Here is a 12,629-nt window from a genome sequence, read left to right as displayed (position 1 = left end):
CGAATACGAGGTGGCTTCCCTATCATCGGCCCTCCCCCACGGCCGCGTTGACAAGAGCTCCATTCTTGATCGAAAGTATCCGGTCGGCTCGTTGTGCGACGTGTCGATCGTGAGTCACCACAATGAGTACGCAGTCATGCTGTCTAGGCACATCGAACAAGAAGTCGGCCACACGCTCGCGGTTCTCCTCATCCAGGGCCCCTGTCGGCTCGTCGGCAAGAACGACAGTGGGGCGATTCGTCAGAGCACGCGCCACCGCCACTCGTTGACGTTCGCCACCGGACAACTCGTCAGTATCGGCGGTGGAGTCCACACCGAACTCGTCGAGTAGCTCGTGAGCGCGATCGTCCGTCTCCGAGCCGGATCGGTTACTCAGTTGGGCGGGCAACATGATGTTCTCCACCGGGGTGAGCTCTGGAATGAGCTCCCCAAACTGGAACACCATACCGATGTGCGAGGACCGGGCGGAGGCCAGCCGGTCGCCCTTGAGGCGGTCCATCCGGTTTCCGACTATAGATACGGAACCGGAGTCCGGTTTCACCAAGCCCAAAATGGACGCCAGGAGTGTGCTTTTGCCGCACCCGCTGGGGCCTAGGACAGCGACGGATTGCCCTCGTCCCACCGACAGATTCAAATCGGTAAACAGTACCCGGTTCCCCACCGAAATACACACGTCTCGCAGGTCCAGTGGCGCATCTCCGTCTTCATGTGAAGTGATGATATCCCCCTCAAGGGAGTAGAGCCGCAGCTCCACCCCCTCAATTGAGTTGTTGTAGCTATCTAGGTGCTAGAAGTGCGGCCAGACTGCATTGCCGCAGTCATCCGGGAAGTTGTTGTTAGCGCAGGCCTTAAACCAGTCGATCTCACCGTGATCCGCGGACTGTTCATACGTACCCGCGCCGCTGAAAACTTCGACACGGTGGGTGTTGCCGTCGTGCTCGCCCGGCAGGTTGTATATGGCATACGCGCTCTCGCCGTTAGCCTCCTCGTCGTAAGCTCGCACCCACGAATCGTTGCTAGTGGCTCTGGCTTCTCGGTTGTCGGACCATGTATCGACTGTGGCTGCGACAGCGGGCGACGCCGCGGCGAATGCCGCCATGGCCGCGAATCCGGTAATTGCCGTGACGCGCAGCGATTTCTTTACGTTTGACATGATAAAATGTCCTTTCAACGTTCGGCGGCGTACGTACTTGCCAGGTCGACGCCGCTTGAGTTGTTCGGTCTCGGTGAGTATCATCTCTCTGTAGGACGAGGATTACTCACCGAGATTTATAGTACATATTCTTCCAGCTACCCTAAGTACCCCCCTTGGTCGTATTCTGCCATTCGTATTGTGCAGCAACAATATTAGGCCGCATCCGCCCGAGGCGGGTGTGTTCGAAGGCAGGTCTTGGCCCGAACCCGCCACGGTTCGGTGAAGGAGTAAGTGCAGGAATTTCAGACCGGCGACGCCTGCGATGATAAGAACCAGGCACACGACACGGGCAATGGTGGCCGGCTCGTCCAGAACGATCATTCCGTACAACGCGGTCAAGGACGCACCGATACCGACCCACACCGCATAGGCCGTGCCCACGGGAATTTCCTTCATCGCCCAGCCGAGTCCACTCATACTGATGGCCAAGGCGACCAGGAAGACGATACTTGGCCACAGCCGTGTGAAACCCTCGGCCCGGTCCAGGGCGATCGCCCATACGGTTTCGAATGCCCCGGAAATCGCCAATACCACCCAAGCCAACATGAACCCTACTGTAAAACACGGCGTCGTTCCCAGGCGCGCGATCGACCTCAGTCGTCGATCACGACTCGCAGGTTTGTCCTTTGGAGGTCGGAACCAGGCGAAGCATGATGAGATGGAAGGCATGAGAGCTGTAGTGATGCCCGAATACGGGTCGGTCGAGAAATTGCGCATGGACGAGGTACCCGCCCCGACGATTTCGGACGGGGAAGTACTGATCCGGGTGGTGAACGCGGGGGTGAATCCGGTCGACTGGAAGGTGGCGGCCGGGTACCTGGACGCTGCCATACCGGGTGAGTTTCCCCTGATCCCCGGCTGGGACGTCGCGGGGGTCATCGAGGGCGTAGGCGGTGACATCACCGATTTCACCGTCGGCGACGAGGTCATGGGGTACGTACGCTATCCGCGTGCCCGTTGGGGAACGTACGGCGAATATACGAAGGCCGAACCGCATATGATCACGCGACGCCCGCAGAACCTGGGCTGGGAGGAATCCGCCGGACTGCCCCTGGCCGGGTTGACGGCCTATCAATGTCTGACGGCCGCGCAGATGCGTGAGGACGATGTCGTGGTCATTCATGCCGCGGCCGGGGGAGTGGGAACCATGGCGGTGCAATTGGCTCGGGCTATGGGAGCCAAGCGCATTGTGGGTACCGCTTCGGAACGTAATCACGGTTACCTGAACGGCCTGGGTGCCGAAGCGGTGACGTACGGCCCGGGAGTCATCGAACGCATTCAGGAATGCCTGGGAGACGACCAGCCGTCACTGGTGCTGGACTTCATTGGAAGCGAGGCGGTACGGGCTTCCCTTCCTCTGGTCTCCGACCCCAAGCGAATCGTGTCGATCGCCGATCGGGAAGTCACTTCGGTGGGCGGGACCTACGTGTTCGTGGAGCCGGACGCCGACGACTTGGATACTCTCGCGCGCATGTGCGAAGACGGGATGCTGTACGTCAATGTTTCCCAGGTGTTCGATCTGGACGATGCCGCCGAAGCGTGGGAGGAAAGCCAAACGGGGCGAACCCGAGGGAAGATCGTTCTTGAGGTGGGGCGCTAGACGCTGTTGCCAGCGCACCGGGGCGAGCGATCGCATCACTCGCCCCGGCACACGACTAGGTGGTGGAAATCGTGGCAGTGTCCCGCAGTTTCTTCAGACGGATGGACGAAACGATGGCCACCACACCCCATAGAATCGCGAACACTCCGATGAGCCACAGCATCGCCAGGATGCCTTCGCCGGGACGAAGCATGAGCAGGAAACCGAGAACGACGCCCAGGATTCCCGACAGGATCAGCAGCCAACGTCCCCCGTTGTCGCCGGTCAAGCTGATCCCCTTGGCAATATAGGCGACACCGATGATGATCGCCCAGACGGCTATCAGGATCAGCAGCGCCAGGGCGCTCGACTCGGGCCAAAGAAAGACCATGAGACCGATGAGAACGCCGAGAATCCCCGAAAAAATCAGCAGGCCGCGGCCCTCGCCTTGACCGCTCGCTCCGGAGACGATCGCGAATATCCCGTCGACCAAGGCGTAGGCACCGAACATGACCACGAGAACCAGCAGGGTCACATCGGGCCATATCAGGGCAAAGAGGCCGAAGAGGACCAGCAACACCCCGCGTGCCAGTATCCAGCCCCAATTGCGGGTCAACAGATCGAACATAACCCACCTCACTAATATGAGAATTCTGCTCGAACAGTATGGAGCCTCGGTCGCCGCCGGAAGTGGGATTCGCGTTTTTGCCCGCGAGGATTCCCTCCACGCGGCGGTACCATGGCGTTGACCGTCGACATTCGAGTGCACAGATTGGCTTTACCGTGTCGCATCCCCATCGCAACGAACCCATCGGCATCAAGAGCCCGGACGACTACGGTTGGGGCGTCTTCCACCGGCGACATCCGGCGATGCTGGCGGAGTTGGTTGACACCTTCCCCTATCCGAATTCGGTGCGGGCGGCCCTGGACGACCTCCTAGAAGAGACCACCACGGGTACCGTTCAGCCCCTTCCCGCCGTCGGGCCGCACGCCGCCCAGTGGGAACACGAGGTGAAGCCGGCGATCGGACGTCGGTGGAGTGAGGTGAACTTCTTCTGGGCGGAATCGGTTTTCTACCGCAAGCTGCTGTTGGCGTTGGAGTATTTCAGCATTGATTCTCCCTGGTGGGGGATCGACCCGTTCGGTCCAAAGAAGAACCGGGAGCTGGAAATCGACCGATTGCGGGACCGCTGGAACAATCTGGCCGCGTTGAACGGGCTCGGCCGCGACGAGCGCCGTCAGGCGGTGCTGCGTGGTTCGCTGTGGGGCAATCTGGCCGACCTCGCGGTGAGCATCGACGATCCGGGGGTGGGGGACGCGTCGACTCGGCGTCGCCTGCTGGCCGACGACGGTGACGCCCTATGGGGCTATCTCGACGCCGCTGCGCCCGGCACGGTCATCATCGTGGCCGATAATGCCGGCAGTGAAATCATCGCCGACCTGGTGTTGGTCGACCAACTGCTACGGGAGGAAACGGCCGCACGGGTGGAGATTCATGTGAAGAACCACCCGTATTTCGTCTCCGACGCCACCGGCGGGGACTTGGTTTCCGCCCTGCGCGCGTTGGCGGACGCTCCACACGATTCGGTGCGAGCGATCGCCGAACGGCTGCGCGAGTGGATCGCGAGCGGTCGCCTGGTGATCGATACGCACTGGTTTTATACCGCGCCGCGGACGTTCACGCATGTGCCGACCGACCTGTGGGAGCGTTTCCGTCGGGCGTCGCTGGTGGTATTGAAGGGGGACTTGAATTATCGCCGTCTCATGGAGGACCGCCACCACGACTACGACCAGGATTTCGGGGAGGCGGTGGCGACGTTTCCCACCGCGGTCGTGGCACTGCGGGTGATGAAGAGCGATCTGGCCGTCGGTATCGACCCTGTGACGGTGCGCGAGCTCAGTGCCGCCAATCCGGACTGGCGGACCGATGCCGGTTGCGCCGTGCTACAGATGGCCGACGGTGCGGGTGGCGGCGATCGTGACGACGCTAGGCTGAAGTCGTGAACGCGAAGCCCAAACACATCACCAGTCTCCATAATGAACAGGTAAAGAACGTCGTCGCGCTGAAGAAGCGACGTGCCCGGCGGCGTACCGGATTGACGGTGGTGGAGGCCAAGGCGGAGCTGCGGGCGGCGTTTGCCGCCGGGGTGCGCCCCAGGACGGTGTTTTACAGCCCTGATCTCGTGAATGATGACGAGGTGTCGGAATTCGCGGCCGCCGCCGGTGAGGCCGGTTCGACGCTGGTATCGGTGAGTTCCGAGGTGTTCGCCAAGATGGCCTACCGGGAGTCGCCGGACGGCTGGTTGGCGACGGCCCCTTTGCCGGAGCGGTATCTGGACGATCTGAGCGTTGGCTCCGACCCACTGGTGCTGGTGGTGGAGGGTGTTGAAAAGCCGGGCAATCTCGGTGCGATTCTCCGTACCGCCGACGGGGTGGGAGCCGACGCGGTGATTGCCACCGATGCGGTGGTGGATTGGGGCAATCCGAATGTGGTGCGTGCGTCGAAGGGGATGGTGTTCTCCGTTCCGCACGCCTCGGCGGGCTTGGCCGAGACGCTGACCTGGCTGGCCGAAGGCGACATCCGCCTGATCGCGGCGACCCCGGACTCGGCGCGCTTTTACGGTGAGGTCGACTATTCCGGCGGAGTCGCTGTGGCGGTGGGAGCCGAGCACGCTGGATTGACGTCGTCGCTGGTGGAGGCGGCGAGTGAGCGGATCGTGATCCCCATGATCGGATACGCCGATTCATTGAACGTGTCGACGTCCTTGGCCGTCATCGCCTATCACGCGCAGTGGCAACGCGGCGGTTTCCATAAACGGTAAAGATCACTGACCGTTTTTGCGGCGGTGACGTGACCTCAATGGCACACTCGAGTGGTGAATAGCACGAACACATCACGAGCCTTGTTGGAAGTCATCGCTTTGGACGCCGCCGATGCGGCCGCCGCCGAGGCGGGTGGTGCGGATCGGTTGGAGGTCGTCGCCGACATGGATCGCGACGGTCTGACTCCGGCGGTCGAGACGGTGGAGGCCATTGCGGCCGCCACCGATCTGCCACAGCGGGTGATGCTGCGTAGCGGAGACGGGTTCACCACCACCGATGCCGATCTGGAGGCGCTGCAACGGCAGGCCGAACTGCTGCGCCGCGCCGGTGCGGAGGGGTTCGTATTCGGTTTCCTTACTTCTTCGGGCGAACTGGACCGGTCGGCGACCGAGCGTCTGGCCCGTGCGGTGGGCCGTCCGTGGACGTTCCACCGCGCCATCGATCACGCCGCCGATGCGGTGGCGGTGTGGGAGGAGGTGGCCTCCCTTCCCGGTCTGGACGCCGTTTTGACGGCGGGTTCGGCTGACGGAGTGCCGGTCGGGACGGACACTTTGACGACCCGACGTCCGGTGGATCGGACTCTGGTGGGTGGGGGTTTGAAGCCCGACCATCTTGAGGGTCTTTATCAGGCGGGTCTGCGTGCCTTCCATATCGGTTCGGCGGCTCGTTCGGGCTGGGACCGTCCGGTGGAGGCGGCCAAGGTGCGACAGTGGCGTGAACGACTCGATTCCCTCGCCTAGACGCCCGGTATGGGGACGTGGCGACCACAGCGGGACTCGCGGGTTCTCCACCGCCGGTAATGGCCGTTTACAGTGGGGACCGTGGATGTAAACGTAGTAAGTCACCCGTTGGTCGCGACCCGATTGAGCGTCCTGCGAAACAAGGAAACCGGCGGCAGCGAATTTCGTTCCGCCCTGGATGAACTCACGTCCCTGTTGGTGTACGAGGCCACTCGGGATATGGCGGCACGCACCGAGCCGATCTCGACTCCCGTGGCCGCCACCGACGGCTATCGTCTGAGCAATCCGCCGCTGTTGGTTCCGGTCCTGCGTGCGGGATTGGGGATGGCCGATGCGGCGCGGAAGTTGATTCCCGAGTCGACCATGGGGTTCGTGGGTCTGGCACGTGATGAGAAGACCTTTGAGCCGCGCGCCTACATGGAGTCGTTGCCGGAGGATCTGACCGGCGCACGTGCCATTGTGCTGGACCCGATGGTGGCGACCGGCGGTTCGCTGGTGCACAGTTGTTCGTTGCTGGCCGATCGCGGTTGCGACGACATCACCGTCATCTGTGCCTTGGCGGCGCCGGAAGGGATCGACCGATTGAAGGAGTCGGGACTCCCATTGCGCATGACGACCGCGTCGGTGGACGAGGGACTCAACTCGGACGCCTATATCGTTCCAGGCCTGGGGGACGCCGGCGACCGTCTTTTCGGCGCCATACGTCGCTTTTAACGCCCGGTCCGAGACGCAGGCGTCCGCTACGTCTCGGACCGAATCAAACTATTCGTGTCAGCCGGTCGGTCGGCGTAGCGCGTGCCCGGGCCGACGACCGGTTAGGTCACCGTCGTCGACGACCGCTTCACCGTTGACGAACACATAGGGGATGCCGACCGGTCGTTGCTTCGCCTCGGTGAACGTCGCCGTGGCGGCTACCTGGTCGGCGTCGAACACCGCTATGTCGGCGGCCGCCCCGGGTTGGAGCGTTCCCCGGTCGACGAGCCCGAGTCGCCGTGCGGCGCGACCGGTGAGGTGGTGAACGCACTCCTCAAGTGAGAGAACGTTTTCTTCGCGCACGTAGCGGCCCAGATATTGCGGAAACGAACCCCAGGCGCGCGGGTGAAGCCGCGAACCGTGCAGGAGGCCGTCGCTGGAACCGGTATGCGTCTCGTGGCGCATGATCCGGCGGAGATTGTCCTCGTGGCCCACGTGCATCAAACAAGTCGACCGTAGTCGATCGGCGATCAGTAGGTCCAGATAGTATTCCGCGCTCGATCGGGAACCGGAAGCGGCGCTGACGGTCGTTCCCGAGAGGTGGCGCAGTTCGTCGGCGACGACTCCGGCGATTTCTATGCCGTCCCAGTCGACTGGGACCCCATGGGCGCCGTCGGAACCGACCACGTCGAGGTCGTGAACGATGCGTTGTCGTATATCCGGGTCGGCCAGCAGGCGCAGTTGTTCGTCGAGGTCGCCGGTGACGGCCCATCCGGGTAGTAGGGCCGACAGTTTGGTCATTCCGGCGAGGTAGGGATAGGAGTCGAGGCTGACGTCGACTCCGGAATGTCGTGCCTGGTCGACCGCGGTAAGGAATTCTTCGGCCCGTCCGGCGTTGACCGGGAAGTTCATGGTGGCGTGGGCCAGGTGAACGGCGCATCCGGACTGCCGCCCGATATCAAGCATTTCGCGGTATCCGTCCAGGGCTCCCGCTCCGTAGGAGCGTTGGTGGGGAGCGAAGAAGCCGTGGTGTCGGCCGACGACGCGGCAGAGTTCCACCAGTTCGTCCGTGTCGGCGTACATTCCGGGCGCATAGGTCAGCCCCGCCGACAGCCCGAACGCTCCCTGCCGCATTCCGACGGTGACGGCCGAGTGCATCGCCTCCATCTCGACGGCAGTGGGTGGGCGCCGTTGCCACCCCATGGCCGCCATACGGATCGTTCCATGCGGCAGGAGATAGGCGAGGTTGGTGACCGCGTCCTCGTCGGCGGCGTTCAGGTAGTCGGCGACGGTGCGCCACGGGGGCCTACCGGGGCCGTTCCAGGCGCTGAGCGTTTCGGCCAGTTCCTCGGCGATCCCGTCGGTGCTGGGGACATAGGACAGTCCATCCTGTCCGACGACTTCGGTGGTGCAGCCTTGGGCGATCTTTCCCTCGTGGTCGCTGTCGAGTGCGGCGAGATCGGAGTGGGCGTGCATGTCGATGAAACCGGGGGTGACGGTGAGACCGGTGGCGTCGATGACGCGGCCGTGGCGGGGAGTAGGAAGGTCGGTTCCAACGGAGTGGACGATGCCGCCGGAGACGGCCACGTCGCCACGTTGTGCGGCGCGTCCGGTGCCGTCGACGACGGTGGCGTTTTTGATCAGCAGCACCGATGTCACCGCCGCAGGAGGGGGCGTAGCTGTTCGGGCTCGTTGAGGGCCGATCCCATTCCCACGATCCGGGCTCCGGCGTCGAGATAGTCGTCGGCTACCGCAGGAGCTATCCCGCCGGTGGCGACCATTTTCACGTCGGGAAACGGTCCGCGTACGGCCTTGAACCAGCGTGGACCCAGGGTGGAGGCGGGGAAGACCTTGACCCACTCCAATCCCAGATCGAGCGCTCGCTGTACCTCGGTGGGCGTGGCGACCCCCGGAAGGTAGGGAATGCCGACACGGCGGCACTCGGACGCTACCTCCTCGGAGAGTCCGGGGGAGACGGCGTAGGCGGCGCCGGCCTCCACCGCCGCCGACACGTGGGCAGGAGTGGTGACCGTTCCTGCCCCGACGGTCAAACCGCGGGCTTGAGCGGCCGACACGGTGGCACGCAGGGCGGGAATCTGATCGGTTTGTCCAATGGGAATTTCCACCAGAACCACGCCGAGCTCCCAGGCGGCCTCTGCGGTGGCCACGGTGTCGGTCGCGGAGAGATTGCGGAGGATGAGCATGACACTTTCGGTGCCGAACAGTTCGTCGAAGGTACTCACGGTGTTCCTGTCACTTGGGATCTACACGGAATCGGTGGCGCGTTGGTCGGTGGACGACGGGGCACTCATGATCGCACGGACATGGCCGAGGTCGGGGTCGGTGACGATGTCTCCGGTGCGGCTCAGAGCCAGGGAGGCCATGTAGTGCCCCATCTGGAGCCAGGCCGACGCCGGCGCTTCCGCCAATACCGCGCTCAAGACTCCGGAGGCGAACGCGTCGCCGGCCCCGACCGGTTCGACGACGTCGACGTCCAGCGCCGGAACGAAGCGCGGTGCGTCGTGGCGGAGAAAGAGCGTCGCTCCCACGTCGGCGTTCTTGACGATCAGGGCGGTGGGGTGGGGCAGAAGTGCTCGAACCGCTTCGGCGGTGTCGAGTCCCCAGAGCTTATTCGCCTCGTCGAGGCCGACGAAGACGATGTCCGCCGCGTCTGCCAGTGCCTTGAGAACCGGCCCGGCCCGTTCGGCGGGCCAGAGGGCGCTGCGTTGGTTGACGTCGAAACTGACCACGGCGTCGGCCCCCACCGCACGATCGACGATGGCCGCGGTCATCATGTCAGCACACGATGGTGAGAGAGCGGCGGTGACGCCTGATAGATGTACCAGGCGTGTGGAGGGAAGCCGCGTCAAAAACCGTGGGCTCATCGTGGACGCCGCCGATTGGGATCGGTAATAGTGGACGCGGGTTCCGTCCCTGGTGGGGTCTTTGAAGTACATCCCGGTCGGCGCGGACGAATCGTATTCCACGCCACGAACATCTACGTTCGCGCGACGGAGCGTGTCGATGATTCGTCCGCCAAAGGGATCACCGCCGAGACGACCGACCCAGGCGACGTCGTGTCCCAGCGCCGCCAAGGCGATGGCGACGTTCGATTCGGCTCCGGCACACTCTAGGGCCACCGAATCGGCGTCCCGCAGGCGCAACGGCGGAACGACCGATCCCACGACCATGGATTCACCGAGGCAGACGGCGTCCAACATGGAGAACCTACTTTCCATTGTGGGGTGGAGGAGGTGATCGAACTCGGGGACGTGACGACGGCGGTCGACCGAAGCCTAGTCCACAACCGCCATGGCATCGATCTCGACCAGCATCTCCGGGCGAGGAAGATCGCAGACGACGGTCGTGCGTGACGGGTAAGGGACGCCGGTGGTGGTGTGTTTTTCGACGAACTCCGCATAGGCCTCATTGAGCCCGGCGAAGTGAGCGCGATCGGTGACGTAGACCCGCAACATCACAATGTCGTCGAACCCGGCACCGCCGGCGGTCACGATGGCGGTGAGATTTTCCAAGACCCTGCGGGTCTGAGCTTTAATATCACCCTGATACAGGTATTCGCCGCTCTCCGGGTCCACCGGCCCCTGGCCGGATACCTGCACGATCGGCCCCTTGCGGATGCCTTGCGGGAACGCGTGGGCGGGCTTGGGTGCCTGGTCGGTTCGGATTGCCTGTTTCTCAGTCATGTTGTTAGGATAGCTTACAAATAATGCAGATCGGAAAGCGGACACCATGGCACTTCCCTCCACACCCGACACACTCACCCCCGCCTACCACGCCCTACCACCCAGCGCATGGGGACTCACCCTCCACCAATGGCTCGCCACCAAACCGGCCATCACCGACCTACCCACCCCCACCATCACCCTGCACGCCCCCACCCTGCGCCACAACATCACCGCCATGTCCTCCTGGTGCAAAGAAAAAGGAATCGAACACGCCCCCCACGGAAAAGCCACCATGGCCCCCGCCGTCTGGAAACAACAAATCGACCACGGAGCACCGGCCATCACCGTCGCCAACGGGCCCCAAGCCGCCATCGCCTACCACGCCGGAATCCACAACATCCTCATCGCCAACGACATCACCGACCCCGCCGCCATCGCCTGGCTCTCTCAACTGTCCGAACACGGCGCCACCATCAGCGTCTTCGCCGACCACCCCGACACCGTCACCCACCTCGACGCCCACGCCCACGGCCCCCTCGACGTCTACGCCGAACTCGGCACCACCGGCGGACGTTGCGGCGCCCGCGACCTCACCCAACTCACCGCCACCGCCACCGCCGTCCACCACTCCCACCACCTACGACTTGTCGGAGTCGGCGGCTACGAAGGCAGCGTCACCGGACAAACCGACACCGCCGCCCTCGCCGCCATCGACACCTACCTCCAACAACTCGCCACCGCCCACCACACCCTCGACTACGACGTCCCCAACCCCGCCATCACCGTCGGAGGAAGCACCTACTACGACCGCATCGCCGCCCTCCTCGCCGACCAACACCGCGTCATCCTCCGCGCCGGAGCCTACGTCGTCCACGACCACGGCTTCTACGGCCACATCGCCCCCGCCGAACGCGGCAACGACGGCCCCCGACTCCACCCCGCCGTCCGCGGCCGAGCCCGCGTCATCTCCCTACCCGAAGCCAACACCGCAATACTCGACGGCGGACGCCGCGACTACTCCTTCGACCAAGGCCTGCCGCAACCCCTCCACCTCAACGCCCACACACAATCCATCGCCGACCAACACCTCATCGTCACCGGAGACACCACCGCGCTCGCCGTCGGCGACACCGTCGACCTCGCCATGTCCCATCCGTGCACCATGTTCGACAAATGGCGCCTCATCCCCGTCGTCGACGATACCCACGTCATCGACGCCTACCTCACCTACTTCTAAACCCACCATGACGGTGACAGCCGTCAAACAAAGGGAAAAACACCACAACAACACTCGTCACCGACCCCGTTCAGCCGTCTAAACGCTAAAGTGGGCGGGTGGATCTGACAGAATACGTGCCCGTCGTACCCGACTTCCCCAAACCCGGAGTCGGATTCCGCGACATAACCCCGCTACTGAACGACCCGCCTGCCTTTCGCGCCTCTCTCGACGGATTGCAGCGCCTCGCCGCCGCCCACCCCCACGACCGCATTGCCGCCTTCGATGCTCGTGGATTCCTCTGGGCCGCCCCACTGGCCGACCGCACCGCACTGCCCCTCGTGCCGATACGAAAGAGTGGAAAACTACCCCGCAGCGCTGCCCGGGAAACCTACCAGGGCGAATACTCCGACGTCACCATCGAAATACACCGCGACGCGATTCAACCCGGTGACCGCACCCTTCTGATCGACGACGTCATCGCCACCGGCGAATCCATGGCCGCCGGCGCGCGCCTCATCGAACAACTCGGTGGCACCGTCGCCGGATGCCTCGCCCTACTCGAAGTCGAATCCCTCAACGGAAGCGCCCGCCTCAGCGGCCACCCCGTCGACACCCTGCTGGGAAAGTTGTAACGCACCCCGCCACCGCAAGGAACACCACCGGACGACGTGACACCCAATACTTGGAAAGCAAC

General features: G+C 63.7%; 14 protein-coding genes and 1 pseudogene. 7 read left to right on the top strand and 8 right to left on the bottom strand.

What is annotated here, in order from left to right; genetic code table 11:
* Positions 1-22: 22 nt before the first annotated feature.
* The 3 genes and pseudogenes from HALAL_RS0114570 to HALAL_RS19370 form a co-directional block, all read right to left on the bottom strand.
* The gene (locus tag HALAL_RS0114570; protein ID WP_245598157.1) at positions 23-754 is read right to left on the bottom strand and encodes an ABC transporter ATP-binding protein; all 732 of its coding nucleotides are present in this window, start codon (positions 752-754) and stop codon (positions 23-25) included.
* Positions 755-787: 33 nt separating this feature from the next.
* Complete coding sequence (locus tag HALAL_RS0114565; protein ID WP_156937761.1) at positions 788-1,153, bottom strand: hypothetical protein; 366 nt, start codon at positions 1,151-1,153, stop codon at positions 788-790.
* Positions 1,154-1,426: 273 nt separating this feature from the next.
* Positions 1,427-1,738 (bottom strand): annotated as a pseudogene (locus tag HALAL_RS19370) (QacE family quaternary ammonium compound efflux SMR transporter); the annotation flags it as partial.
* Between the two features lie 124 nt (positions 1,739-1,862).
* On the opposite strand from HALAL_RS19370, the gene HALAL_RS0114555 reads away from it, so the two are divergent.
* On the top strand, positions 1,863-2,795 hold the full coding sequence (locus HALAL_RS0114555; RefSeq protein ID WP_025274700.1) for an NADP-dependent oxidoreductase: 933 nt from the start codon (positions 1,863-1,865) through the stop codon (positions 2,793-2,795).
* A gap of 55 nt (positions 2,796-2,850) precedes the next feature.
* Here HALAL_RS0114555 and HALAL_RS0114550 read toward each other — a convergent pair whose 3' ends face one another.
* Complete coding sequence (locus HALAL_RS0114550) at positions 2,851-3,402, bottom strand: HdeD family acid-resistance protein (RefSeq protein WP_025274699.1); 552 nt, start codon at positions 3,400-3,402, stop codon at positions 2,851-2,853.
* Between the two features lie 155 nt (positions 3,403-3,557).
* Here HALAL_RS0114550 and HALAL_RS0114545 point away from each other — a divergent pair, with 155 nt between their 5' ends.
* The 4 genes from HALAL_RS0114545 to upp all read left to right on the top strand — a co-directional run bounded on the left by HALAL_RS0114545 (position 3,558) and on the right by upp (position 7,051).
* Positions 3,558-4,778 (top strand): damage-control phosphatase ARMT1 family protein, encoded by a 1,221-nt coding sequence (locus HALAL_RS0114545; protein ID WP_025274698.1) that lies wholly within the window; start codon positions 3,558-3,560, stop codon positions 4,776-4,778.
* Positions 4,775-5,596, top strand: a complete 822-nt coding sequence (locus tag HALAL_RS0114540; RefSeq protein WP_025274697.1) for a TrmH family RNA methyltransferase — start codon at positions 4,775-4,777, stop codon at positions 5,594-5,596. Before HALAL_RS0114545 ends, HALAL_RS0114540 begins: the two co-directional genes overlap by 4 nt.
* 54 nt (positions 5,597-5,650) lie before the next feature.
* Positions 5,651-6,337, top strand: a complete 687-nt coding sequence (locus tag HALAL_RS0114535) for a copper homeostasis protein CutC (RefSeq protein ID WP_025274696.1) — start codon at positions 5,651-5,653, stop codon at positions 6,335-6,337.
* Positions 6,338-6,418: 81 nt separating this feature from the next.
* Positions 6,419-7,051 carry a uracil phosphoribosyltransferase gene (gene upp / locus HALAL_RS0114530; RefSeq protein ID WP_025274695.1) on the top strand — a complete coding sequence of 211 codons (633 nt, stop codon included), beginning with the start codon at positions 6,419-6,421 and terminating at the stop codon, positions 7,049-7,051.
* Between the two features lie 57 nt (positions 7,052-7,108).
* On the opposite strand, the gene HALAL_RS0114525 is transcribed toward upp, so the two are convergent.
* The 4 genes from HALAL_RS0114525 to HALAL_RS0114510 form a co-directional block, all read right to left on the bottom strand.
* Positions 7,109-8,680, bottom strand: a complete 1,572-nt coding sequence (locus tag HALAL_RS0114525; RefSeq protein ID WP_029768063.1) for an N-acyl-D-amino-acid deacylase family protein — start codon at positions 8,678-8,680, stop codon at positions 7,109-7,111.
* A gap of 5 nt (positions 8,681-8,685) precedes the next feature.
* A complete protein-coding gene (locus HALAL_RS0114520) occupies positions 8,686-9,273 on the bottom strand; it encodes a bifunctional 4-hydroxy-2-oxoglutarate aldolase/2-dehydro-3-deoxy-phosphogluconate aldolase (RefSeq protein WP_025274693.1) in 588 nt (195 codons plus the stop codon).
* Between the two features lie 21 nt (positions 9,274-9,294).
* The gene (locus HALAL_RS0114515) at positions 9,295-10,251 is read right to left on the bottom strand and encodes a sugar kinase (RefSeq protein ID WP_025274692.1); all 957 of its coding nucleotides are present in this window, start codon (positions 10,249-10,251) and stop codon (positions 9,295-9,297) included.
* A gap of 75 nt (positions 10,252-10,326) precedes the next feature.
* Positions 10,327-10,734: a RidA family protein gene (locus tag HALAL_RS0114510; protein WP_025274691.1), complete on the bottom strand. Its 408-nt coding sequence runs from the start codon at positions 10,732-10,734 to the stop codon at positions 10,327-10,329.
* A gap of 46 nt (positions 10,735-10,780) precedes the next feature.
* Here HALAL_RS0114510 and HALAL_RS0114505 point away from each other — a divergent pair, with 46 nt between their 5' ends.
* Entirely contained in the window at positions 10,781-11,953 is a 1,173-nt protein-coding gene (locus tag HALAL_RS0114505) for a type III PLP-dependent enzyme domain-containing protein (protein WP_025274690.1), read from the top strand.
* 98 nt (positions 11,954-12,051) lie between these two features.
* Positions 12,052-12,567 (top strand): adenine phosphoribosyltransferase, encoded by a 516-nt coding sequence (locus HALAL_RS0114500; RefSeq protein ID WP_025274689.1) that lies wholly within the window; start codon positions 12,052-12,054, stop codon positions 12,565-12,567.
* Positions 12,568-12,629: the final 62 nt, after the last annotated feature.

It is taken from the genome of Haloglycomyces albus DSM 45210 (assembly GCF_000527155.1).
GTDB classification, from domain to species: Bacteria; Actinomycetota; Actinomycetes; order Mycobacteriales; family Micromonosporaceae; genus Haloglycomyces; species Haloglycomyces albus.
Note: the sequence above shows the minus strand (reverse complement) of the source record. Positions and strands in the feature narration are given on the sequence as shown.